At 52.7% G+C, this 22,419-nt stretch carries 23 protein-coding genes; 16 read left to right on the forward strand and 7 right to left on the reverse strand.

Annotation, left to right across the window (positions count from 1 at the left end):
- Nucleotides 1-261 precede the first annotated feature (261 nt).
- The 11 genes from rimP to mtr all read left to right on the forward strand — a co-directional run bounded on the left by rimP (nucleotide 262) and on the right by mtr (nucleotide 13,694).
- The gene (gene rimP, locus BEG40_RS10450) at nucleotides 262-714 is read left to right on the forward strand and encodes a ribosome maturation factor RimP (protein WP_001300397.1); all 453 of its coding nucleotides are present in this window, start codon (nucleotides 262-264) and stop codon (nucleotides 712-714) included.
- Nucleotides 715-741: 27 nt separating this feature from the next.
- Nucleotides 742-2,229: a transcription termination factor NusA gene (nusA, locus tag BEG40_RS10455; RefSeq protein ID WP_001031044.1), complete on the forward strand. Its 1,488-nt coding sequence runs from the start codon at nucleotides 742-744 to the stop codon at nucleotides 2,227-2,229.
- Between the two features lie 24 nt (nucleotides 2,230-2,253).
- Nucleotides 2,254-4,926 carry a translation initiation factor IF-2 gene (gene infB, locus BEG40_RS10460; RefSeq protein WP_000133059.1) on the forward strand — a complete coding sequence of 891 codons (2,673 nt, stop codon included), beginning with the start codon at nucleotides 2,254-2,256 and terminating at the stop codon, nucleotides 4,924-4,926.
- 162 nt (nucleotides 4,927-5,088) lie between these two features.
- Nucleotides 5,089-5,490, forward strand: a complete 402-nt coding sequence (gene rbfA / locus BEG40_RS10465; RefSeq protein ID WP_001040205.1) for a 30S ribosome-binding factor RbfA — start codon at nucleotides 5,089-5,091, stop codon at nucleotides 5,488-5,490.
- Entirely contained in the window at nucleotides 5,490-6,434 is a 945-nt protein-coding gene (gene truB, locus BEG40_RS10470; protein ID WP_016159710.1) for a tRNA pseudouridine(55) synthase TruB, read from the forward strand. Before rbfA ends, truB begins: the two co-directional genes overlap by 1 nt.
- Before the next feature lie 148 nt (nucleotides 6,435-6,582).
- On the forward strand, nucleotides 6,583-6,852 hold the full coding sequence (gene rpsO / locus BEG40_RS10475) for a 30S ribosomal protein S15 (RefSeq protein WP_000059470.1): 270 nt from the start codon (nucleotides 6,583-6,585) through the stop codon (nucleotides 6,850-6,852).
- A gap of 246 nt (nucleotides 6,853-7,098) precedes the next feature.
- A complete protein-coding gene (gene pnp, locus BEG40_RS10480; RefSeq protein ID WP_000933927.1) occupies nucleotides 7,099-9,234 on the forward strand; it encodes a polyribonucleotide nucleotidyltransferase in 2,136 nt (711 codons plus the stop codon).
- 108 nt (nucleotides 9,235-9,342) lie between these two features.
- The gene (gene nlpI, locus BEG40_RS10485) at nucleotides 9,343-10,227 is read left to right on the forward strand and encodes a lipoprotein NlpI (RefSeq protein ID WP_000802080.1); all 885 of its coding nucleotides are present in this window, start codon (nucleotides 9,343-9,345) and stop codon (nucleotides 10,225-10,227) included.
- Between the two features lie 106 nt (nucleotides 10,228-10,333).
- Nucleotides 10,334-10,414, forward strand: a complete 81-nt coding sequence (yrbN, locus tag BEG40_RS10490; RefSeq protein WP_010723222.1) for a protein YrbN — start codon at nucleotides 10,334-10,336, stop codon at nucleotides 10,412-10,414.
- Nucleotides 10,407-12,296: an ATP-dependent RNA helicase DeaD gene (deaD, locus tag BEG40_RS10495; protein ID WP_010350076.1), complete on the forward strand. Its 1,890-nt coding sequence runs from the start codon at nucleotides 10,407-10,409 to the stop codon at nucleotides 12,294-12,296. The genes yrbN and deaD overlap by 8 nt, the downstream gene beginning before the upstream one ends.
- Nucleotides 12,297-12,449: 153 nt before the next feature.
- Nucleotides 12,450-13,694: a tryptophan permease gene (gene mtr, locus BEG40_RS10500; protein ID WP_105285372.1), complete on the forward strand. Its 1,245-nt coding sequence runs from the start codon at nucleotides 12,450-12,452 to the stop codon at nucleotides 13,692-13,694.
- A gap of 72 nt (nucleotides 13,695-13,766) precedes the next feature.
- Here the strand turns inward: mtr and BEG40_RS10505 are convergent, their stop codons facing one another.
- The 3 genes from BEG40_RS10505 to ubiU form a co-directional block, all read right to left on the reverse strand.
- On the reverse strand, nucleotides 13,767-14,774 hold the full coding sequence (locus tag BEG40_RS10505) for a luciferase-like monooxygenase (RefSeq protein WP_105285373.1): 1,008 nt from the start codon (nucleotides 14,772-14,774) through the stop codon (nucleotides 13,767-13,769).
- Between the two features lie 80 nt (nucleotides 14,775-14,854).
- Nucleotides 14,855-15,733, reverse strand: coding sequence for a U32 family peptidase (locus BEG40_RS10510; protein ID WP_105285374.1), 879 nt, complete (start codon nucleotides 15,731-15,733; stop codon nucleotides 14,855-14,857).
- Nucleotides 15,734-15,741: 8 nt separating this feature from the next.
- A complete protein-coding gene (gene ubiU, locus BEG40_RS10515; RefSeq protein WP_000421305.1) occupies nucleotides 15,742-16,737 on the reverse strand; it encodes a ubiquinone anaerobic biosynthesis protein UbiU in 996 nt (331 codons plus the stop codon).
- 208 nt (nucleotides 16,738-16,945) lie between these two features.
- Here ubiU and ubiT point away from each other — a divergent pair, with 208 nt between their 5' ends.
- Nucleotides 16,946-17,470, forward strand: coding sequence for a ubiquinone anaerobic biosynthesis accessory factor UbiT (gene ubiT / locus BEG40_RS10520; protein WP_001517154.1), 525 nt, complete (start codon nucleotides 16,946-16,948; stop codon nucleotides 17,468-17,470).
- A complete protein-coding gene (locus tag BEG40_RS10525; protein WP_000908554.1) occupies nucleotides 17,464-17,967 on the forward strand; it encodes a GNAT family N-acetyltransferase in 504 nt (167 codons plus the stop codon). Before ubiT ends, BEG40_RS10525 begins: the two co-directional genes overlap by 7 nt.
- On the opposite strand, the gene yhbQ is transcribed toward BEG40_RS10525, so the two are convergent.
- Complete coding sequence (gene yhbQ, locus BEG40_RS10530) at nucleotides 17,954-18,256, reverse strand: DNA damage response exodeoxyribonuclease YhbQ (RefSeq protein WP_010350072.1); 303 nt, start codon at nucleotides 18,254-18,256, stop codon at nucleotides 17,954-17,956. The genes BEG40_RS10525 and yhbQ overlap by 14 nt on opposite strands.
- A gap of 50 nt (nucleotides 18,257-18,306) precedes the next feature.
- Here yhbQ and BEG40_RS10535 point away from each other — a divergent pair, with 50 nt between their 5' ends.
- Nucleotides 18,307-18,750, forward strand: coding sequence for a YhbP family protein (locus BEG40_RS10535; RefSeq protein ID WP_105285375.1), 444 nt, complete (start codon nucleotides 18,307-18,309; stop codon nucleotides 18,748-18,750).
- Here BEG40_RS10535 and yhbO read toward each other — a convergent pair.
- A complete protein-coding gene (gene yhbO, locus BEG40_RS10540) occupies nucleotides 18,730-19,248 on the reverse strand; it encodes a protein/nucleic acid deglycase (RefSeq protein WP_105285376.1) in 519 nt (172 codons plus the stop codon). The two genes, BEG40_RS10535 and yhbO, sit on opposite strands and share 21 nt — an antisense overlap.
- Before the next feature lie 127 nt (nucleotides 19,249-19,375).
- On the opposite strand from yhbO, the gene BEG40_RS10545 reads away from it, so the two are divergent.
- Together BEG40_RS10545 and BEG40_RS10550 are read left to right on the forward strand one after the other, a co-directional pair.
- Nucleotides 19,376-20,011, forward strand: coding sequence for an NAD(P)H-binding protein (locus BEG40_RS10545; protein WP_001385509.1), 636 nt, complete (start codon nucleotides 19,376-19,378; stop codon nucleotides 20,009-20,011).
- A gap of 72 nt (nucleotides 20,012-20,083) precedes the next feature.
- Nucleotides 20,084-21,124: a permease gene (locus BEG40_RS10550; RefSeq protein ID WP_105285377.1), complete on the forward strand. Its 1,041-nt coding sequence runs from the start codon at nucleotides 20,084-20,086 to the stop codon at nucleotides 21,122-21,124.
- 103 nt (nucleotides 21,125-21,227) lie between these two features.
- On the opposite strand, the gene dolP is transcribed toward BEG40_RS10550, so the two are convergent.
- Both dolP and diaA read right to left on the reverse strand, forming a co-directional pair.
- Nucleotides 21,228-21,803 (reverse strand): division/outer membrane stress-associated lipid-binding lipoprotein, encoded by a 576-nt coding sequence (gene dolP / locus BEG40_RS10555; protein ID WP_000646033.1) that lies wholly within the window; start codon nucleotides 21,801-21,803, stop codon nucleotides 21,228-21,230.
- Between the two features lie 9 nt (nucleotides 21,804-21,812).
- Entirely contained in the window at nucleotides 21,813-22,403 is a 591-nt protein-coding gene (gene diaA, locus BEG40_RS10560) for a DnaA initiator-associating protein DiaA (protein WP_001158034.1), read from the reverse strand.
- Between the last annotated feature and the right edge of the window lie 16 nt (nucleotides 22,404-22,419).

A 22,419-nucleotide genomic window follows, 5' to 3' on the forward strand; every position in this document is an offset into this window, starting at 1 on the left:
GCTCGTCGGGCTCATAACCCGAAGGTCGTCGGTTCAAATCCGGCCCCCGCAACCACTTTCCATTAGAGTTCTTTTTCAAATATACTGTGAAGACTTCGGCCTTCGTAGTGGGATTTGAAAAAATCCTTCTGGAAAGTGCTCCAGACCGCATTTGCGGTTATAGGGTTCAGTTATATAAAGCCCCGATTTATCGGGGTTTTTTGTTATCTGACTACAGAATAACTGGGCTTTAGGCCCTTTTTTTATGTCTTGGGGGTGGGCTTGTCCACATTAGAGCAAAAATTAACAGAGATGATTACTGCGCCAGTTGAGGCCCTGGGTTTTGAACTGGTTGGCATCGAGTTTATTCGCGGTCGCACATCCACACTGCGCATCTATATTGATAGTGAAGATGGCATCAATGTTGATGATTGTGCTGATGTGAGCCACCAGGTAAGTGCCGTGTTGGATGTTGAAGATCCCATCACCGTTGCTTATAACCTGGAAGTCTCCTCACCGGGTCTCGATCGCCCACTGTTCACGGCTGAACACTACGCCCGTTTCGTCGGAGAAGAGGTGACTCTGGTTCTCCGTATGGCGGTACAAAACCGTCGTAAATGGCAGGGCGTTATCAAAGCGGTAGACGGTGAAATGATCACAGTTACCGTCGAAGGTAAAGATGAAGTGTTCGCGCTGAGTAATATCCAGAAGGCGAACCTGGTTCCCCACTTTTAATAGTCTGGATGAGGTGAAAACCCCGCGATGAACAAAGAAATTTTGGCTGTAGTTGAAGCCGTCTCCAATGAAAAGGCGCTGCCTCGCGAGAAAATTTTCGAAGCGTTGGAAAGCGCATTGGCTACAGCAACCAAGAAAAAATATGAACAAGAGATCGACGTCCGCGTACAGATCGATCGCAAAAGCGGTGATTTTGACACCTTCCGTCGCTGGCTGATTGTTGATGAAGTCACTCAGCCGACCAAAGAAATCACCCTTGAAGCTGCGCGTTTTGAAGATGAAAGCCTGAACCTGGGCGATTACGTTGAAGATCAGATTGAGTCTGTCACCTTTGACCGCATTACGACCCAGACGGCAAAACAGGTTATCGTGCAGAAAGTTCGTGAAGCCGAACGCGCGATGGTTGTTGATCAGTTCCGTGAACACGAAGGTGAAATCATCACCGGCGTGGTGAAAAAAGTAAACCGCGATAATATCTCTCTGGATCTGGGTAACAATGCTGAAGCTGTCATCCTGCGAGAAGACATGCTGCCGCGTGAAAACTTCCGCCCTGGCGACCGCGTTCGTGGCGTACTTTATTCCGTTCGCCCGGAAGCGCGTGGCGCGCAGCTGTTCGTAACCCGTTCCAAGCCGGAAATGCTGATCGAACTGTTCCGCATTGAAGTGCCGGAAATCGGCGAAGAAGTGATTGAAATTAAAGCTGCAGCTCGCGATCCGGGCTCTCGTGCGAAAATCGCGGTGAAAACCAACGATAAACGTATCGATCCGGTAGGTGCTTGTGTCGGTATGCGCGGTGCCCGTGTTCAGGCAGTTTCCACCGAGCTCGGTGGCGAGCGTATCGATATCGTCCTGTGGGATGATAACCCGGCGCAGTTCGTGATCAACGCGATGGCACCGGCAGACGTTGCTTCTATCGTGGTGGATGAAGATAAACACACCATGGATATCGCCGTTGAAGCTGGTAATCTGGCGCAAGCAATTGGCCGTAACGGTCAGAACGTGCGTCTGGCTTCGCAGCTGAGTGGTTGGGAACTCAACGTAATGACCGTTGACGACCTGCAGGCTAAACATCAGGCGGAAGCACACGCAGCGATCGATACCTTCACCCGTTATCTCGACATTGACGAAGACTTTGCCACTGTCCTGGTAGAAGAAGGCTTCTCGACGCTGGAAGAACTGGCCTATGTGCCGATGAAAGAGCTGTTGGAAATTGAAGGCCTTGATGAGCCGACTGTTGAAGCACTGCGCGAGCGTGCTAAAAATGCACTGGCCACCATTGCACAGGCCCAGGAAGAAAGCCTCGGTGATAACAAACCGGCTGACGATCTGCTGAACCTTGAAGGGATGGATCGTGATTTGGCATTCAAACTGGCCGCCCGTGGCGTTTGTACGCTGGAAGATCTCGCCGAACAGGGCATTGATGATCTGGCTGATATCGAAGGGTTGACCGACGAAAAAGCCGGAGCACTGATTATGGCTGCCCGTAATATTTGCTGGTTCGGTGACGAAGCGTAATAAACTGTAGCAGGAAGGAACAGCATGACAGATGTAACGATTAAAACGCTGGCCGCAGAGCGACAGACCTCCGTGGAACGCCTGGTACAGCAATTTGCTGATGCAGGTATCCGGAAGTCTGCTGACGACTCTGTGACTGCACAAGAGAAACAGACTTTAATTGACCACCTGAATCAGAAAAATTCAGGACCGGACAAATTAACGCTGCAACGTAAAACACGTAGCACCCTTAACATTCCTGGTACCGGTGGAAAAAGCAAATCGGTACAAATCGAAGTCCGCAAGAAACGCACCTTTGTGAAACGCGATCCGCAAGAGGCTGAACGCCTTGCAGCGGAAGAGCAAGCGCAGCGTGAAGCGGAAGAGCAAGCCCGTCGTGAGGCAGAAGAATTGGCCAAACGCGAGGCGCAACAAAAAGCTGAACGTGAGGCCGCAGAACAAGCTAAACGTGAAGCCGCTGAACAAGCGAAACGTGAAGCTGCGGAAAAAGACAAAGTGAGCAATCAACAAGACGATATGACTAAAAACGCCCAGGCTGAAAAAGCCCGCCGTGAGCAGGAAGCTGCAGAGCTCAAGCGTAAAGCTGAAGAAGAAGCGCGTCGTAAACTCGAAGAAGAAGCACGTCGCGTTGCTGAAGAAGCACGTCGTATGGCGGAAGAAAACAAATGGACTGATAGCGCGGAACCGACCGAAGATTCCAGCGATTATCACGTTACAACCTCTCAACATGCTCGCCAGGCAGAAGACGAAAGCGATCGTGAAGTCGAAGGCGGTCGTGGCCGTGGTCGTAACGCGAAAGCCGCTCGTCCGAAGAAAGGCAACAAACATTCAGAATCTAAAGCCGATCGTGAAGAAGCGCGTGCAGCGGTTCGTGGCGGTAAAGGCGGAAAACGCAAAGGTTCTTCACTGCAGCAGGGCTTCCAGAAGCCAGCTCAGGCCGTTAACCGTGACGTGGTGATCGGTGAAACCATCACCGTTGGCGAACTGGCTAACAAGATGGCGGTTAAAGGCTCTCAGGTCATCAAAGCGATGATGAAACTGGGTGCAATGGCAACCATCAACCAGGTCATCGACCAGGAAACCGCACAGCTGGTTGCCGAAGAGATGGGCCACAAAGTTATCCTGCGTCGTGAAAACGAACTGGAAGAGGCGGTAATGAGCGACCGTGATACTGGCGCTGCGGCTGAACCGCGTGCACCGGTCGTGACCATCATGGGTCACGTTGACCACGGTAAAACTTCTCTGCTGGACTACATTCGTTCAACGAAAGTGGCCTCTGGCGAAGCAGGCGGCATTACCCAGCACATCGGTGCATACCACGTTGAAACTGAAAACGGCATGATCACCTTCCTGGACACCCCGGGGCACGCCGCGTTTACTTCAATGCGTGCACGTGGTGCGCAGGCAACGGATATCGTAGTTCTGGTTGTCGCTGCAGATGACGGCGTAATGCCGCAGACCATTGAAGCAATCCAGCACGCGAAAGCGGCGGGTGTGCCGGTTGTGGTTGCTGTGAACAAAATCGATAAGCCAGAAGCCGATCCGGATCGCGTTAAGAACGAACTGTCCCAGTACGGCATTCTGCCGGAAGAGTGGGGCGGTGAAAGCCAATTCGTACACGTATCTGCAAAAGCGGGTACAGGTATCGACGAACTGCTGGATGCGATCCTGCTGCAAGCTGAAGTCCTGGAACTGAAAGCTGTGCGTAACGGGATGGCGAGCGGTGCGGTAATCGAATCCTTCCTCGATAAAGGTCGTGGTCCGGTTGCAACTGTACTGGTACGTGAAGGTACTTTGCACAAGGGCGACATCGTTCTGTGTGGCTTCGAATACGGTCGTGTTCGTGCAATGCGTAACGAACTGGGTCAGGAAGTGCTGGAAGCAGGTCCGTCCATTCCGGTGGAAATCCTTGGTCTGTCCGGTGTTCCGGCTGCGGGTGACGAAGTGACCGTTGTTCGTGACGAGAAAAAAGCACGTGAAGTTGCACTGTACCGTCAGGGTAAATTCCGTGAAGTTAAACTGGCGCGTCAGCAGAAATCTAAACTCGAGAACATGTTCGCCAACATGACCGAAGGCGAAGTTCATGAAGTGAACATCGTACTGAAGGCTGACGTTCAGGGTTCTGTGGAAGCGATTTCCGATTCCTTGCTGAAACTGTCTACTGACGAAGTTAAAGTGAAGATCATCGGTTCTGGCGTAGGTGGTATCACCGAAACCGACGCGACCCTGGCCGCTGCATCCAACGCGATTCTGGTTGGCTTCAACGTTCGTGCTGATGCCTCTGCGCGTAAAGTGATTGAGGCTGAAAGCCTGGATCTGCGTTACTACTCCGTCATCTATAACCTGATTGATGAAGTTAAAGCGGCGATGAGCGGTATGCTGTCTCCGGAACTGAAACAACAGATCATCGGTCTGGCAGAAGTGCGTGACGTGTTCAAATCACCGAAATTCGGCGCCATCGCAGGTTGTATGGTTACCGAAGGTGTGGTTAAACGTCACAACCCGATCCGCGTTCTGCGCGACAACGTGGTGATCTACGAAGGCGAGCTGGAGTCCCTGCGCCGCTTCAAAGATGACGTTAACGAAGTCCGTAACGGTATGGAATGTGGTATCGGCGTTAAGAACTACAACGACGTCCGCACTGGCGATGTGATCGAAGTATTCGAAATCATCGAGATTCAGCGTACGATTGCCTAAGGCTGATTGGGTGTAGGCCGGATAAGGCGTTTGCGCCACATCCGGCAGCCGTTGCCTGATGCGACGCTGGCGCGTCTTATCAGGCCTACGTGAACAGCCCTTCCACCTGAAATTAATTTTAAAAAGGGGCTTATGGCCCCTTTTTTGTCAGGAGAATTTATTATGGCGAAAGAATTTGGTCGCCCGCAGCGCGTAGCGCAGGAAATGCAAAAAGAGATCGCTCTCATCCTGCAACGCGAAATTAAAGATCCTCGTCTGGGCATGATGACCACCGTTTCCGGTGTCGAAATGTCTCGTGACCTGGCGTATGCCAAAGTGTATGTCACTTTCCTCAACGACAAAGATGAAGATGCGGTAAAAGCGGGCATCAAAGCGTTGCAGGAAGCCTCTGGTTTCATCCGCAGCCTGCTGGGCAAAGCGATGCGTCTGCGTATCGTGCCGGAACTGACCTTCTTCTACGACAACTCATTGGTTGAAGGGATGCGTATGTCAAACCTGGTGACCAGCGTGGTCAAACATGACGAAGAACGTCGTGTTAACCCGGACGACAGCAAGGAGGACTAATGAGTCGTCCTCGTCGTCGCGGTCGCGACATTAACGGCGTTTTGTTGCTGGATAAACCGCAGGGCATGTCCAGCAACGATGCGCTGCAAAAAGTGAAACGCATTTATAACGCCAACCGTGCCGGACACACCGGCGCGCTGGATCCGCTGGCGACCGGCATGTTACCGATTTGCCTCGGGGAAGCGACGAAGTTTTCCCAGTATCTGCTGGACTCCGACAAACGCTATCGGGTGATTGCGCGTCTTGGGCAGCGTACCGATACTTCCGACGCTGACGGACAAATCGTTGAGGAGCGTCCGGTAACCTTTAGTGCAGAGCAACTGGCGGCAGCACTGGATACTTTCCGTGGCGATATCGAACAGATCCCTTCGATGTATTCGGCGCTGAAATATCAGGGCAAAAAACTGTACGAGTACGCGCGTCAGGGCATTGAAGTCCCACGCGAAGCGCGTCCGATTACCGTTTATGAATTGCTGTTTATTCGTCATGAAGGCAATGAGCTGGAGCTGGAAATTCATTGCTCAAAAGGCACCTATATCCGCACCATCATTGACGACCTGGGTGAAAAACTCGGCTGTGGCGCGCATGTTATTTACCTGCGCCGTCTGACAGTAAGTAAATATCCAGTCGAACGGATGGTGACCCTGGAACATCTGCGTGAACTGGTTGAGCAAGCTGAACAGCAGGATATTCCGGCTGCGGAGTTACTTGATCCATTACTGATGCCAATGGACAGTCCAGCTTCGGACTATCCGGTGGTGAATCTTCCGTTAACGTCTTCTGTTTACTTCAAAAATGGTAACCCGGTTCGTACATCTGGTGCGCCGCTGGAAGGACTGGTTCGTGTTACAGAAGGTGAGAACGGCAAGTTTATCGGTATGGGCGAAATTGACGATGAAGGCCGCGTCGCGCCTCGTCGGCTGGTGGTTGAATACCCGGCGTAATGTTAACCGTCTTGCGATAACAGGTCGCTACGAGTAGAATACTGCCGCTTAACGTCACGTAAATTGTTTAACACTTTACGTAACGTACACTGGGATCGCTGAATTAGAGATCGGCGTCCTTTCATTCTATATACTTTGGAGTTTTAAAATGTCTCTAAGTACTGAAGCAACAGCTAAAATCGTTTCTGAGTTTGGTCGTGGTGAAAACGACACCGGTTCTACCGAAGTTCAGGTAGCACTGCTGACTGCACAGATCAACCACCTGCAGGGTCACTTTGCAGAGCACAAAAAAGATCACCACAGCCGTCGTGGTCTGCTGCGCATGGTTTCTCAGCGTCGTAAACTGCTCGACTACCTGAAACGTAAAGATGTAGCACGTTACACCCAGCTCATCGAGCGCCTGGGTCTGCGTCGCTAATTCTTGCGAGTTTCAGAAAAGGGGCCTGAGTGGCCCCTTTTTTCAAGCTAACGGCAGCAATTCACTGGAAACTAATGTATTGTTGCTATGAATGATCTTCCGTTGCAGAGGTTCGCGCGGCTAATGAGAGGCTTTACCCACATCAGGCTGGGTTAGGGTTGTCATTAGTCGCGAGGATGCGCAGAAGATCGGGTATTAACACCAGTGCCGTTAAGGTGCTGTCTAAGAAAGAGAAAGGATATTACATTGCTTAATCCGATCGTTCGTAAATTCCAGTACGGCCAACACACCGTAACTCTGGAAACAGGCATGATGGCGCGTCAAGCCACTGCCGCTGTTATGGTTAGCATGGATGACACTGCGGTATTTGTTACCGTTGTTGGCCAGAAAAAAGCCAAACCAGGTCAGGACTTCTTCCCACTGACCGTTAACTATCAGGAGCGTACCTACGCTGCTGGTCGTATCCCGGGTAGCTTCTTCCGTCGTGAAGGCCGCCCAAGCGAAGGCGAAACCCTGATCGCGCGTCTGATTGACCGCCCGATTCGCCCGCTGTTCCCGGAAGGCTTCGTCAACGAAGTTCAGGTTATCGCCACCGTAGTTTCTGTTAACCCGCAGGTTAACCCGGATATCGTCGCGATGATTGGCGCTTCTGCAGCACTGTCTCTGTCTGGTATTCCGTTCAATGGTCCGATTGGTGCTGCCCGTGTGGGTTACATCAATGATCAGTACGTACTGAACCCGACCCAGGACGAACTGAAAGAGAGCAAACTGGATCTGGTTGTTGCGGGTACTGAAGCCGCTGTACTGATGGTTGAATCTGAAGCTGAACTGCTGAGCGAAGACCAGATGCTGGGCGCAGTGGTGTTCGGTCATGAACAACAGCAGGTTGTTATTCAGAACATCAATGAACTGGTGAAAGAAGCCGGTAAACCGCGTTGGGACTGGCAGCCAGAGCCGGTAAACGAAGAGCTGAACGCACGCGTTGCTGCACTGGCTGAAGCTCGTCTGAGCGATGCTTACCGCATCACCGACAAACAAGAGCGTTATGCACAGGTTGACGTGATCAAATCTGAAACCATCGCGACGCTGCTTGCTGAAGACGAAACCCTGGACGAAAACGAACTGGGTGAAATTCTGCACGCTATCGAGAAAAACGTTGTTCGTAGCCGCGTACTGGCAGGCGAACCGCGTATCGACGGCCGTGAAAAAGATATGATCCGTGGTCTTGATGTCCGTACTGGCGTGCTGCCGCGTACTCACGGTTCTGCGCTGTTCACCCGTGGTGAAACTCAGGCGCTGGTTACCGCAACGTTGGGTACTGCACGTGACGCGCAGGTTCTTGATGAACTGATGGGCGAACGTACTGACACCTTCCTGTTCCACTACAACTTCCCTCCGTACTCCGTAGGCGAAACTGGCATGGTCGGTTCTCCGAAGCGTCGTGAAATTGGTCACGGTCGTCTGGCGAAGCGCGGCGTGCTGGCAGTAATGCCGGATATGGACAAATTCCCGTACACCGTACGTGTTGTATCTGAAATCACCGAATCCAACGGTTCCTCTTCTATGGCTTCCGTGTGCGGCGCTTCTCTGGCGCTGATGGACGCAGGTGTGCCGATCAAAGCCGCCGTTGCGGGTATCGCAATGGGTCTGGTGAAAGAAGGCGACAACTACGTTGTACTGTCTGACATTCTGGGTGACGAAGACCATCTGGGCGATATGGACTTCAAAGTTGCGGGTTCCCGCGACGGTATCTCTGCACTGCAGATGGATATCAAAATTGAAGGTATCACCAAAGAGATCATGCAGGTTGCGCTGAACCAGGCTAAAGGTGCGCGTTTGCATATCCTTGGCGTAATGGAACAGGCGATCAACGCGCCGCGCGGTGATATCTCTGAGTTCGCTCCGCGTATCCATACCATCAAGATCAACCCGGACAAGATCAAAGACGTTATCGGTAAAGGCGGTTCAGTTATCCGTGCCCTGACCGAAGAAACCGGCACCACCATCGAAATCGAAGATGACGGTACTGTGAAGATCGCAGCGACCGACGGCGAGAAAGCAAAACACGCCATTCGTCGTATCGAAGAGATCACGGCGGAAATCGAAGTGGGCCGCGTCTACAATGGTAAAGTGACCCGTATCGTTGACTTTGGCGCATTTGTTGCCATCGGCGGCGGTAAAGAAGGTCTGGTACACATCTCTCAAATCGCTGACAAACGCGTTGAGAAAGTGACCGATTACCTGCAGATGGGTCAGGAAGTACCGGTGAAAGTTCTGGAAGTTGATCGCCAGGGCCGTATCCGTCTGAGCATTAAAGAAGCGACTGAGCAGTCTCAACCTGCTGCGGCACCGGAAGCTCCGGCTGCTGAACAGGGCGAGTAAGGTTGCCATTTGCCCTCCGCTGCGGCGGGGGGCTTTTAACCAGGCAGGACGCCTTGTTAGCAACCGGGAACAGGACGTTCATTCAACCGTGGTCTTCGGGAGTGGGAAATGAAGCCTTTTTTGCGCTGGTGTTTCGTTGCGACAGCACTTACGCTTGCAGGATGCAGTAATACTTCCTGGCGTAAAAGTGAAGTCCTCGCAGTACCATTGCAACCGACTTTACAGCAGGAAGTGATTCTGGCACGTATGGAACAGATCCTTGCCAGTCGGGCTTTAACCGATGACGAACGCGCACAGCTTTTATATGAGCGCGGAGTGTTGTATGATAGTCTCGGTCTGAGGGCATTAGCGCGTAACGATTTTTCGCAGGCGCTGGCAATCCGACCGGATATGCCTGAAGTATTCAATTACTTAGGCATATATTTAACGCAGGCAGGCAATTTTGATGCTGCCTATGAAGCGTTTGATTCTGTACTTGAGCTTGATCCAACTTACAACTACGCGCACTTGAATCGCGGGATCGCATTATATTACGGCGGTCGTGACAAGTTAGCGCAAGATGATCTGCTGGCGTTTTATCAAGACGATCCCAATGATCCTTTCCGTAGTCTGTGGCTTTATCTCGCCGAGCAGAAGCTCGATGAGAAGCAGGCTAAAGAAGTGTTGAAACAGCACTTCGAAAAATCGGACAAGGAGCAGTGGGGATGGAACATTGTCGAGTTCTACCTGGGCAACATTAGCGAACAAACGTTAATGGAAAGGCTCAAGGCGGACGCAACGGATAACACCTCGCTCGCTGAGCATCTCAGTGAAACCAACTTCTATTTAGGTAAGTACTACCTAAGTCTGGGGGATTTGGACAGCGCCACGGCACTGTTCAAACTGGCGGTTGCCAACAACGTTCATAACTTTGTTGAGCACCGATACGCATTGTTGGAATTATCGCTCCTGGGCCAGGACCAAGATGACCTGGCAGAATCGGACCAGCAATAGCTGACGTACACATCAGCCCGTAATCTTATTTGATTGCCATCACCTTAACGGGTGAGGGCGTTGTTGTTCGTTAATACACCTACTTTGAGCCGGTTCACACTTTTCAATGAAAATTGCTGATCAATTTCATGATGAGTTATGTAGACTGGCCGCCATTAATTTTGAGGCACACGTACTACATGGCTGAATTCGAAACCACTTTTGCAGATCTGGGCCTGAAGGCTCCTATCCTTGAAGCCCTTAACGATCTGGGTTACGAAAAACCATCTCCAATTCAGGCAGAGTGTATTCCACATCTGCTGAATGGCCGCGACGTACTGGGTATGGCCCAGACGGGGAGCGGAAAAACTGCAGCATTCTCTTTACCTCTGCTGCAGAATCTTGATCCTGAGCTGAAAGCACCACAGATTCTGGTGCTGGCACCGACCCGCGAACTGGCGGTACAGGTTGCTGAAGCAATGACGGATTTCTCTAAACACATGCGCGGCGTAAACGTGGTTGCCCTGTACGGCGGTCAGCGTTATGACGTGCAATTACGCGCCCTGCGTCAGGGGCCGCAGATCGTTGTCGGTACTCCGGGCCGTCTGCTTGACCACCTGAAACGTGGCACTCTGGATCTCTCTAAACTGAGCGGTCTGGTTCTGGATGAAGCTGACGAAATGCTGCGCATGGGCTTCATTGAAGATGTTGAAACCATTATGGCGCAGATCCCGGAAGGTCATCAGACCGCTCTGTTCTCTGCCACCATGCCGGAAGCGATTCGTCGCATTACCCGCCGCTTTATGAAAGAGCCGCAGGAAGTGCGCATTCAGTCCAGCGTGACTACCCGTCCTGACATCAGCCAGAGCTACTGGACTGTCTGGGGTATGCGTAAAAACGAAGCACTGGTACGTTTCCTGGAAGCAGAAGATTTTGATGCGGCGATTATCTTCGTTCGTACCAAAAACGCGACTCTGGAAGTGGCTGAAGCCCTTGAGCGTAACGGCTACAATAGCGCCGCGCTGAACGGTGACATGAACCAGGCGCTGCGTGAGCAGACTCTGGAACGCCTGAAAGATGGTCGTCTGGATATCCTGATTGCAACCGACGTTGCGGCTCGTGGCCTGGACGTTGAGCGTATCAGCCTGGTAGTTAACTACGATATCCCGATGGATTCTGAGTCTTACGTTCACCGTATCGGTCGTACCGGTCGTGCGGGTCGTGCTGGCCGCGCGCTGCTGTTCGTTGAGAACCGCGAGCGTCGTCTGCTGCGCAACATTGAACGTACTATGAAGCTGACCATTCCAGAAGTAGAACTGCCGAACGCAGAACTGCTGGGCAAACGCCGTCTGGAAAAATTTGCCGCTAAAGTACAGCAGCAGCTGGAAAGCAGCGATCTGGATCAATACCGTGCACTGCTGAGCAAAATTCAGCCGACCGCAGAAGGTGAAGAACTGGATCTCGAAACTCTGGCAGCCGCACTGCTGAAAATGGCACAGGGTGAACGTACTCTGATTGTTCCGCCAGATGCGCCGATGCGTCCGAAACGTGAATTCCGTGACCGTGATGACCGTGGTCCGCGCGATCGTAACGACCGTGGCCCGCGTGGCGACCGTGAAGATCGTCCGCGTCGTGAACGTCGTGATGTTGGCGACATGCAGCTGTACCGCATTGAAGTGGGTCGTGATGATGGCGTTGAAGTTCGTCATATCGTTGGCGCGATTGCTAACGAAGGCGACATCAGCAGCCGTTACATTGGTAACATCAAGCTGTTTGCTTCTCACTCCACCATCGAACTGCCGAAAGGTATGCCGGGTGAAGTGCTGCAACACTTTACGCGCACTCGCATTCTCAACAAACCGATGAACATGCAGTTGCTGGGCGATGCACAGCCGCATACTGGCGGTGAGCGTCGTGGCGGTGGTCGTGGTGTCGGTGGCGAGCGTCGTGAAGGCGGTCGTAACTTCAGCGGTGAACGCCGTGAAGGTGGTCGTGGTGATGGTCGTCGTTTTAGCGGCGAACGTCGTGAAGGCCGCGCACCGCGTCGTGATGACTCTACCGGTCGTCGTCGTTTCGGTGGTGATGCGTAATACACGCTGACCATCGAACACAATCTGTAAAATAATATATACAGCCCCGATTTTAACAATCGGGGCTTTTTTTCTGTCTTTTGTACTCGCGTACTGGTACAGTGCAACACATAACAACGCAGTCGCACTATTTTTCACTGGAGAGAAGCCCTTATGGCAACACTAACCACCACCCAAACGTCACCGTCGCTACTTGGCGGCGTGGTGATTATCGGCGGCACCATTATTGGCGCAGGAATGTTTTCTCTGCCTGTGGTCATGTCCGGTGCGTGGTTCTTCTGGTCAATGGCGGCGCTAATCTTCACCTGGTTTTGTATGTTGCATTCCGGTTTGATGATTCTGGAAGCTAACCTGAATTATCGAATCGGTTCGAGCTTTGACACCATCACCAAAGACTTGCTGGGCAAAGGCTGGAACGTGGTCAATGGCATTTCCATTGCCTTTGTGCTCTATATCCTGACTTACGCTTATATCTCTGCCAGCGGTTCGATTTTGCATCATACCTTCGCAGAGATGTCGCTAAATGTCCCGGCACGGGCGGCGGGTTTTGGTTTTGCACTGTTGGTGGCGTTTGTGGTGTGGTTGAGCACTAAAGCCGTCAGCCGAATGACGGCTTTAGTGCTGGGGGCGAAGGTCATTACCTTTTTCCTCACTTTCGGCAGCCTGCTGGGGCATGTACAGCCTGCGACATTGCTCAACGTCGCCGAAAGCAATGCGTCTTATGCGCCTTATCTGCTGATGACGCTGCCGTTCTGCCTGGCGTCGTTTGGTTATCACGGTAACGTGCCGAGCCTGATGAAATATTATGGCAAAGATCCGAAAACCATCGTCAAATGTCTGGTGTACGGTACGTTGATGGCGCTGGCGCTGTATACCATCTGGTTGCTGGCGACGATGGGTAACATCCCGCGTCCGGAGTTTATCGGCATCGCCGAGAAGGGCGGTAATATTGATGTGCTGGTACAGGCGTTAAGCGGTGTACTGAACAGTCGTAGTCTGGATCTGCTGTTGGTGGTGTTCTCAAACTTTGCGGTAGCGAGTTCGTTCCTTGGCGTTACGCTTGGTCTGTTCGACTATCTGGCAGATCTGTTTGGTTTCGACGACTCGGCTCTGGGTCGCTTTAAAACGGTACTGTTGACCTTTGCACCGCCTGTTGTTGGTGGCCTGCTGTTCCCGAACGGATTCCTGTATGCCATTGGTTATGCTGGCTTAGCGGCTACCATCTGGGCGGCAATTGTTCCGGCGCTGCTGGCTCGCGCATCGCGTAAACGCTTCGGTAGCCCGAAATTCCGCGTCTGGGGCGGTAAGCCGATGATTGTCCTGATTCTGGTGTTTGGCATTGGCAATGCTCTGATCCATATTTTATCGAGCTTTAATTTGCTGGCGGTGTATCAGTAAGGGTGAGGTCTGATGCCCTCACCCTAACCCTCTCCCACAGGGAGAGGGGACTGCCCGGCGCGGAAAATGCACTTACCCCAACAACTCTTCCTTCACATCCATCGCCAGCTCAAACGAATGCAGCCGCGCCTGGTGGTCAAAAATCTGTCCGTTAACCATAATCTCATCGGCGTCGGTTTCGCGCAGGATTGACTGCAAGCCATGACGCACTTTCGCTTTATCACCTACCAACGACATACTCAGCGCCTGCTGCACGCCATACTGCTCGGACGGTGACCAGAACTGATCCATATTTTCAATCGGCGGCGGCAGTTGCCCGGTTTCGCCACGGCGCAGCTTCACGAAGGCTTGCTGCATCGAGGTAAACAGGAATTCGGCGTCGCGGTTGCTGTCGGCGGCGATAATATTGATGCACACCATCGCGTATGGTTTCTCCAGCCGTGCCGACGGTTTGAAGTTGCTGCGATAAAGATGTAGCGCCTGGAACAACATATCCGGCGCGAAGTGTGAGGCAAACGCAAACGGCAGACCAAGCTGCGCCGCCAGTTGTGCGCTGTAAAGGCTGGAGCCTAACAACCACACCGGGATTTTCTCGCCATAGCCAGGCACCGGGCGCACATGCGGATTTGGATCGCGGGCGTCAAACCAGTCCACCAGCTCTGCAACATCACGGGGGAAATTATCAATATCACCGCTCATATGTCGACGTAGCGCCATCATTGTCCGTTGATCGCTACCCGGTGCACGACCCAGCCCTAAATCGATTCGCCCCGGATAGAGCGTATTGAGCGTGCCAAACTGTTCGGCAATCACCAACGGTGAGTGGTTAGGTAACATCACGCCGCCGGAACCCAGATGCAGCGTGGTGGTGTTCGCCGCCAGATAGCCAATTAACACCGATGTGGCAGCACTGGCAATGCCGGTCATATTGTGGTGTTCCGCCAGCCAGTAGCGATGATAGCCGCGCTTTTCAGCCAGACGGGCGAGGTCGAGAGAGTGGGAGAACGCTTCTCGTGCTGAAGAACCTTCGGGGATGGGAGCCAGATCGAGTAGCGAAAAAGGAATAGTTTTATCAGTCATAACAGCTCACTTTGTTACCGATTAATCTTTAATACTGCATTAAAGAATAGTTAAAGTTGTTAACAAAGTGAGCTATTTACTTACGCTTGCAACTCCAGTCCTGCCAGCCGTCGCCAGTAGCCGTTACAATCGCTGTTTGCCGTCAACGGCAGTGGCGCAGCGCCATTTTCATTGGCGCGGAAGGCGTCGAGCATAGCGAAAGTGTCAGCACCCTGCGGCGACAGACGAACCACATCAACCAGCCCCTGCATGGATGCCAGCTCGTTACCGAGGTTGTACACGTAGCCGCTCATAGTCTGAATACCGTTGAGTACAAACACTTGCTGATTCTCCTGCGACAGCACGTTGCGCCCGTTCGGATATTTAATGCAGCAGGTTTCACACTCATCTTTCGGGCGGTCTTCCGAACGCGCGGTAAAACAGCGGGCGGAATAGGCCAGCGGCAGATGACCGTAGCTCAAGACTTCCACTTCAAACTGGTTGCGAATGCCCAGTTCATCGCACTGATTGAGCAGATTCACCAGCCAGTCGCGGGAAAGTTCCACCGGCATACACCAGCGCATCATGCCCTGTTTGAGTAATATTTTCAGCGTCACTGCGTTGTAGCAGTTCAGCGCGTGCCCGGCGACGAACGGCAGTTTGCGTTCAGCGCACATATTCACCACGCCGAGATCGCTGGCTTCAATCAGAAATTCGCCGTTCTCAACATAACGTTTCAGCTCGCCAAGTTCGGAGGATGCCTGAACCAGCGCCAGCGTGGAGAGCACAATCTGCTTGCCGCTACCTGCGAGCGATTTTGCCATTTCCAGCCAGTCGCCAACTTTGGTTGCCCGACGCTTGCTGCACACGGCTTCACCGAGATAAATCACATCGGCGCTACTGGCAGCGGCCTGCTGATAAAAATCTTCCAGCGTCTCTTTTGGCCAGTACCACAGCACCGGCCCTAAGGAATATTTCATTGCTCTTCTCACTGCCATTTACGGTGATACGCGCCAAGCGTGGTTTGCGTGCCTTCGGACATCGACCCGAGCGTCTCCATCCACGCGCTTTGCGGTACGAAGTTTTGCGGATCGGCTTTACAACGGTCGATAGCCTGACGCCAGACTTTCGCCACCTGGCTGACATACGCCGGGCTACGCTGGCGACCTTCAATTTTCACCGAAGCAATATTTGCCGCCATTAACTCTGGCAGTAGTTCCAGGGTATTGAGGCTGGTTGGTTCTTCCAGCGCGTGATAGCGTTCGCCGTCTACCAGATAACGCCCTTTACACAGCGTCGGATAACCTGCGTTTTCGCCGTCCTGATAACGGTCGATCAGCACTTCGTTAAGACGGGATTCCAGCCCCTGCGGCGTTTGTTGCCAGCGCACGAAGCGAGCCGGAGAACACGCACCGACGGTGTTGGGCGACTCACCTGTCAGATACGACGACAGATAGCAGCGCCCTTCCGACATAATGCACAGGCTGCCGAAAGCGAACACTTCCAGCGGTACAGGGGTAACCCGTGCCAGTTGTTTCACCTGATGAATCGACAACACGCGCGGCAGTACCACGCGGGCAACGTCAAAATGGCGATGATAAAAGTTAATCGCCTCTTCATTGGTCGCCGAAGCTTGCACCGATACGTGGCGCTCAATATGCGGATAACGCTCGGCGGCGTACTCCAGCATGGCGAGATCGGCGAGGATCAGCGCGTCGGCACCCAATTGCGCCGCCATGTCCACGGCGCGCTGCCAGCGGGCATAGCCGTCCGGGTGCGCAAAAGTGTTAATTGCGATGTGAAGTTTGCGGCGATGTTGATGGACAAAACTCACCGCTTCCTGCAATTTTTTCTCGGTAAAGTTAAGGCCGGCGAAGTGGCGGGCATTGGTATCATCTTTTAGCCCGATATAAACAGCATCTGCGCCGTTTTCGATGGCCGCCTTAAGCGCCGGGAGATTTCCGGCAGGGCAGAGCAGCTCCATAATTTTTCCTGAAGGTTGCGCTATCAAAGCGCAAAAATGTTAACGAACTGGGATTTTAGTTAACCTTGCTGCGACAATTTTTGATTTAAGGCAGTTAAAGTTGTATTGGTGGTATCAGCAATTTCATATGGAATTGTTGATTTATACCGCTATGTTATTTTCCTGATATGGCAAAATAGGACGATTGTTGAAACAGGGAGTAAAACTCGTGTTGGATAAACTGCGTTCCCGTATTGTGCATTTGGGGCCATCTCTGTTGAGTGTACCGGTAAAACTGACGCCATTTGCGCTAAAACGCCAGGTTCTTGAGCAGGTCTTAAGCTGGCAATTTCGCCAGGCGCTGGACGACGGCGAGCTGGAGTTCCTTGAAGGTCGCTGGTTAAGTATTCATGTGCGTGATATTGATCTGCAGTGGTTTACCTCGGTGGTGAATGGCAAACTGGTGGTCAGCCAGAACGCGCAAGCTGATGTGAGTTTTAGTGCCGACGCCAGCGATCTGCTGATGATTGCGGCGCGTAAACAAGATCCGGATACGCTTTTTTTCCAGCGTCGGCTGGTGATTGAAGGCGATACGGAGCTGGGGCTGTATGTGAAAAACCTGATGGACGCCATTGAGCTGGAGCAAATGCCGAAAGCCTTACGCATGATGCTGCTGCAACTGGCGGATTTTGTTGAGGCGGGAATGAAAACCACGCCTGAAACCAAACAGACATCGGTAGGTGAACCATGCTAATTCGAGTAGAAATTCCCATTGATGCGCCGGGTATTGATGCCCTGCTGCGTCGTTCATTCGAAAGCGATGCGGAAGCGAAGCTGGTTCACGATCTGCGTGAAGATGGCTTTCTGACGCTGGGGCTGGTGGCGACAGATGACGAAGGTCAGGTCATTGGCTATGTGGCATTTAGTCCGGTTGATGTGCAGGGCGAAGACCTGCAATGGGTTGGCATGGCGCCGCTGGCGGTTGATGAAAAATACCGTGGACAGGGGCTGGCACGCCAACTGGTCTATGAAGGACTAGATTCGCTTAATGAGTTTGGCTATGCCGCAGTGGTGACGCTGGGCGATCCGGCGCTGTACAGTCGTTTCGGCTTTGAGCTGGCTGCGCATCACGATCTGCGTTGTCGCTGGCCGGGCACTGAAAGCGCCTTCCAGGTACATCGTTTAGCGGATGACGCGCTGAATGGCGTAACTGGTCTGGTTGAGTACCACGAGCATTTCAATCGCTTTTAATCTCCGGGGTTTGCAGACTCCTTAATAACTCTGCAAACCCTACGCCTTCCGCTACCAGACGCTCTTTTTGCCGTTTGGTTAACTGCTTAACGCGATATTCCGCCCGTAGTGCCAGCGAACGGTCGCCTACTGGCGCGGAAAACGCCAGCGTTAGTTCTCCTTTCCCACGCAGTGCTTTCGCGCCTTTGCCGCTCTGGTGCTGCTGATAGCGGCGTTCGACATCCGTGGTGATCCCGGTGTAAAGCTTATTATCGGCGGTACGAATCAAATAGAGATACCAGGGTGTCATCGTTTGTGTCACATGTTAAGGTCAGGCCACCAGTATAAAAGAGAACAAAAATGGAAACACTCACCGCTATTAGCCATTGGCTGGCAAAACAACATGTTGTCACCTGGTGTGTGCAGCAGGAAGGGGAACTATGGTGCGCCAATGCCTTTTATCTCTTTGATTCGCAAAAGGTTGCTCTTTACATTCTCACGGAAGATAAAACGCGTCATGCACAGATGAGCGGGTCGCAGGCTCCGGTTGCCGGTACGGTAAACGGTCAGCCGAAAACGGTGGCGTTAATCCGTGGCGTACAGTTTAAAGGCGAGATCCGCAGGCTGGAAGGTGAGGAAAGCGACCTTGCGCGCAAGGCGTATAATCGTCGCTTTCCGGTTGCCAGAATGATGTCGGCACCGGTTTGGGAAATCCGGCTCGATGAAATCAAATTCACCGACAACACGCTGGGCTTTGGTAAAAAACTGGTCTGGCTACGCGGCTCAGGCACCGAGCAGGCGTAACGCCTCGCGGTTAAATGCTGGCAGATCGTCTGGCGTTCGGCTGGTAACCAGCTGATCTTTATCGACCACCACTTCCTGATCGTAAAATTCCGCTCCTGCGTTTTTAACATCAATAATGATCGGTTTAACGGCGGTCAGCTTACGACCGCGAATAACATCGGCGCTAATCAGCAGTTGCGGGCCGTGGCAGATAGCGAAGACCGGTTTACCGCTATTCACAAAATCTCGTGTGAAGGTGACAAAACGATTATCACCACGCAGATAATCTGGTGAATGGCCACCTGGAAGCAGCAGGGCATCAAACTCTGCTGGCGTCACTTCATCGATGGATTTATCAATGGTGACGCTGGCTTCCTCTTTTTTCCCTTTCACCGTTTTACCCGCTTGCTTTTCAATAGTGACAACTTCGTGCCCGGCTTTACGAAATGCGTCTGCGGGTGAAGTAAATTCTGAATCCTCAAATTCATCAGTGATTAAAACAGCAATCTTTTTACTCATGCTTCCTCCGCGTTGTTGCATTGGATGAGGCGAATTTCCCACAATCGGGGATAATTACCTCGTAGACTATTAAGCCTGGTGCATGTACCGGGGAGTGCAAGGCGGACAATTCTGTAAAGGAGCGAAGATGAGTCAGGTACTGATTACAGGCGCAACGGGGCTGGTGGGCGGTCACCTGCTGCGGATGTTGATTAACGAACCGAAAGTAAACGCCATAGTCGCGCCGACGCGACGCCCGTTGGGCGATATGCCAGGCGTGTTCAATCCCCATGATCCACAACTGACCGACGCGCTGGCGCAGGTTACCGATCCCATCGACATTGTGTTTTGTTGTCTCGGCACCACGCGGCGGGAAGCGGGTAGCAAAGAGGCATTTATTCATGCCGATTACACGCTGGTCGTGGACACCGCGTTAACCGGACGGCGGCTGGGTGCACAGCATATGCTAGTGGTCAGTGCGATGGGCGCAAACGCGCATTCGCCGTTTTTCTATAACCGCGTCAAAGGGGAGATGGAAGAAGCGTTAATCGCCCAGAACTGGCCGAAACTGACCATTGCGCGTCCGTCGATGTTGCTGGGCGATCGTAGCAAGCAGAGGATGAACGAAACGCTTTTTGCGCCGCTGTTTCGTTTGCTGCCTGGCAACTGGAAATCCATTGATGCACGGGATGTGGCGCGGGTCATGCTGGCTGAAGCCATGCGGCCTGAACATGAAGGGGTGACTATTTTAAGCTCTTCAGAACTACGCAAAAGAGCTGAATAATTATTCCCAAGGATTGATAGTGAGCGTAATATTCACGCGCTCAATTATCATAACTTATTCCTGGGGAATGCTATGACTGGTCAGTCTTCATCTCAGGCGGCAACGCCCATTCAGTGGTGGAAACCCGCGCTTTTCTTTCTCGTTGTCATTGCTGGTCTCTGGTATGTGAAATGGCAACCCTACTACGGCAAAGCGTTTACTGCTGCCGAAACCCACAGTATCGGTAAATCTATCCTTGCGCAGGCGGATGCTAATCCGTGGCAGGCGGCGTTGGATTACGCGATGATCTATTTCCTCGCGGTATGGAAAGCGGCGGTGCTGGGGGTGATCCTCGGTTCGTTGATTCAGGTGCTGATCCCGCGTGACTGGTTGCTGCGTACGCTTGGGCAATCGCGCTTTCGCGGCACGCTGCTGGGAACGCTGTTTTCGCTACCAGGTATGATGTGTACCTGCTGTGCGGCACCGGTCGCGGCGGGAATGCGTCGCCAGCAAGTGTCGATGGGCGGTGCGCTGGCATTCTGGATGGGGAATCCGTTGTTAAACCCGGCGACGCTGGTGTTTATGGGGTTTGTCCTCGGCTGGGGTTTTGCGGCGATTCGTCTGGTGGCGGGGCTGGTGATGGTGTTGCTGATTGCGACGCTGGTGCAAAAATGGGTGCATGAGACACCGCAAACCCATGCTCCAGTTGAAATTGACATGCCGGAAGCGCAGGGCGGATTTTTTACCCGCTGGGGAAGGGCGCTGTGGACTCTGTTCTGGAGTACGATCCCGGTTTATATCCTGGCGGTGCTGGCGTTGGGTGCCGCTCGCGTCTGGTTATTCCCCCATGCCGATGGTGCTGTCGATAACAGCCTGATGTGGGTGATTGCGATGGCGGTAGCGGGATGCTTGTTTGTCATTCCCACGGCAGCAGAAATTCCGATTGTACAAACGATGATGCTGGCAGGTATGGGAACCGCTCCGGCGCTGGCATTGTTGATGACGCTCCCGGCGGTGAGTTTGCCGTCACTGATTATGTTGCGTAAAGCATTTCCGGCAAAAGCATTATGGCTGACCGGAGCGATGGTGGCGGTGTCAGGCGTGATTGTCGGTAGTCTGGCGCTGTTGGCCTGAAACATGTCGGATGCGGCGTAAACGCCTTATCCGACCTACGGTTTGTGTCGTTGTCGGCCTGATAAGACGCGGCAAGCGTCGCATCAGGCATTACAAGGGACAGTTATTTAATAAACGTAAACGCCGTGGTCACCCGCTTCACGCCGCTCACCCGGCTGGCAATATCTGCCGCCGCTTTTGCTTCACGTTCAGTCACCAGCCCCATCAGGAACACTTCGCCGTTTTCGGTGGTCACTTTCACGTTGGACGATTTCACCAGGTCGCTGGTTAACAGTTGCGAACGCACTTTGGTGGTGATCCACGTATCGTTAGACGCTTCGCCCAGACCAATCGGCTGACCCTGACGAATCTCGTTATACACTTCGTTGGCACCGTCTACGCCCATAGCAATCTGTTTGGCGCGAGCCGAAAGTTCAGCGTTTGGTGACTGCCCAACCAGCAGCACTTTGCCCTGATAGGCCGTTACATTAATGCGCGCTTCTTTCTTAATCTGTTCGTCTTTTGACAATGCGCTGTTCACGCGCACTTCCAGAGTACCATCGTCCACCTGGGTGCCGACACTGCGGGGGTCGGTCGCCGCTTTAGTACCCACAGCGGCAGTACCTACTACGGCAGCAGCAACACAACCTTGCAACAGCAGCGCGGAAATAAGGACTGCGATTGGCGATAATGCCTTCATGTATTCTCCTTAATCATCCTGGTGAGGGAAAAGCGTGTTATCGATCAGATCGCACAGGCAATTTACCGTCAGCATATGCATTTCCTGAATGCGAGCACTACGATGCGAGGGAATGCGGATCTCCACGTCCTGTGGCCCTAACAAACCTGCAAGTTCACCGCCGTCATAGCCGGTTAATGCCACAATGGTCATATCACGCGTAACGGCGGCTTCAACAGCTTTTACGATATCGCGGCTATTGCCACGAGTAGAAATAGCTAACAACACATCTCCCGCATGTCCCAGCGCCCGCACCTGTTTTGCATACACTTCATCATGTAAGCGATCGTTGGCAATCGCCGTTAAGACAACATTATCGGTATTTAGTGCAATGGCAGGTAGGCTGGGCCGCTCCGTCTCGAAACGGTTGATCATGCTGGCAGCAAAATGCTGTGCATTGGCAGCGGAGGTTCCATTACCACAACAGAGGATTTTGTTGCCATTGAGCAGAGACTGAACCAGCGTCATGGCTGCACGGGAGATGGCATCCGGAAGCGCCTCTGCCGCTGCAATTTGAGTTTGAATGCTTTCAGTGAAGCAAGCTTTGATTCTTTCTTGCACGCTAATCCTTAAACCT

The organism is Escherichia sp. MOD1-EC5495 (assembly GCF_002965965.1).
GTDB classification, from domain to species: domain Bacteria; phylum Pseudomonadota; class Gammaproteobacteria; order Enterobacterales; family Enterobacteriaceae; genus Escherichia; species Escherichia ruysiae.

Coding starts and splice junctions, on each gene's coding strand:
- nusA (WP_001031044.1), top strand. CDS start 742: ATGAACAAAGAAATTTTGGCTGTAGTTGAAGCCGTCTCCAATGAAAAG.
- infB (WP_000133059.1), top strand. CDS start 2,254: ATGACAGATGTAACGATTAAAACGCTGGCCGCAGAGCGACAGACCTCC.
- rbfA (WP_001040205.1), top strand. CDS start 5,089: ATGGCGAAAGAATTTGGTCGCCCGCAGCGCGTAGCGCAGGAAATGCAA.
- truB (WP_016159710.1), top strand. CDS start 5,490: ATGAGTCGTCCTCGTCGTCGCGGTCGCGACATTAACGGCGTTTTGTTG.
- rpsO (WP_000059470.1), top strand. CDS start 6,583: ATGTCTCTAAGTACTGAAGCAACAGCTAAAATCGTTTCTGAGTTTGGT.
- nlpI (WP_000802080.1), top strand. CDS start 9,343: ATGAAGCCTTTTTTGCGCTGGTGTTTCGTTGCGACAGCACTTACGCTT.
- yrbN (WP_010723222.1), top strand. CDS start 10,334: ATGAAAATTGCTGATCAATTTCATGATGAGTTATGTAGACTGGCCGCC.
- deaD (WP_010350076.1), top strand. CDS start 10,407: ATGGCTGAATTCGAAACCACTTTTGCAGATCTGGGCCTGAAGGCTCCT.
- mtr (WP_105285372.1), top strand. CDS start 12,450: ATGGCAACACTAACCACCACCCAAACGTCACCGTCGCTACTTGGCGGC.
- BEG40_RS10505 (WP_105285373.1), bottom strand. CDS start 14,774: ATGACTGATAAAACTATTCCTTTTTCGCTACTCGATCTGGCTCCCATC.
- BEG40_RS10510 (WP_105285374.1), bottom strand. CDS start 15,733: ATGAAATATTCCTTAGGGCCGGTGCTGTGGTACTGGCCAAAAGAGACG.
- ubiU (WP_000421305.1), bottom strand. CDS start 16,737: ATGGAGCTGCTCTGCCCTGCCGGAAATCTCCCGGCGCTTAAGGCGGCC.
- BEG40_RS10525 (WP_000908554.1), top strand. CDS start 17,464: ATGCTAATTCGAGTAGAAATTCCCATTGATGCGCCGGGTATTGATGCC.
- yhbQ (WP_010350072.1), bottom strand. CDS start 18,256: ATGACACCCTGGTATCTCTATTTGATTCGTACCGCCGATAATAAGCTT.
- BEG40_RS10535 (WP_105285375.1), top strand. CDS start 18,307: ATGGAAACACTCACCGCTATTAGCCATTGGCTGGCAAAACAACATGTT.
- yhbO (WP_105285376.1), bottom strand. CDS start 19,248: ATGAGTAAAAAGATTGCTGTTTTAATCACTGATGAATTTGAGGATTCA.
- BEG40_RS10545 (WP_001385509.1), top strand. CDS start 19,376: ATGAGTCAGGTACTGATTACAGGCGCAACGGGGCTGGTGGGCGGTCAC.
- BEG40_RS10550 (WP_105285377.1), top strand. CDS start 20,084: ATGACTGGTCAGTCTTCATCTCAGGCGGCAACGCCCATTCAGTGGTGG.
- dolP (WP_000646033.1), bottom strand. CDS start 21,803: ATGAAGGCATTATCGCCAATCGCAGTCCTTATTTCCGCGCTGCTGTTG.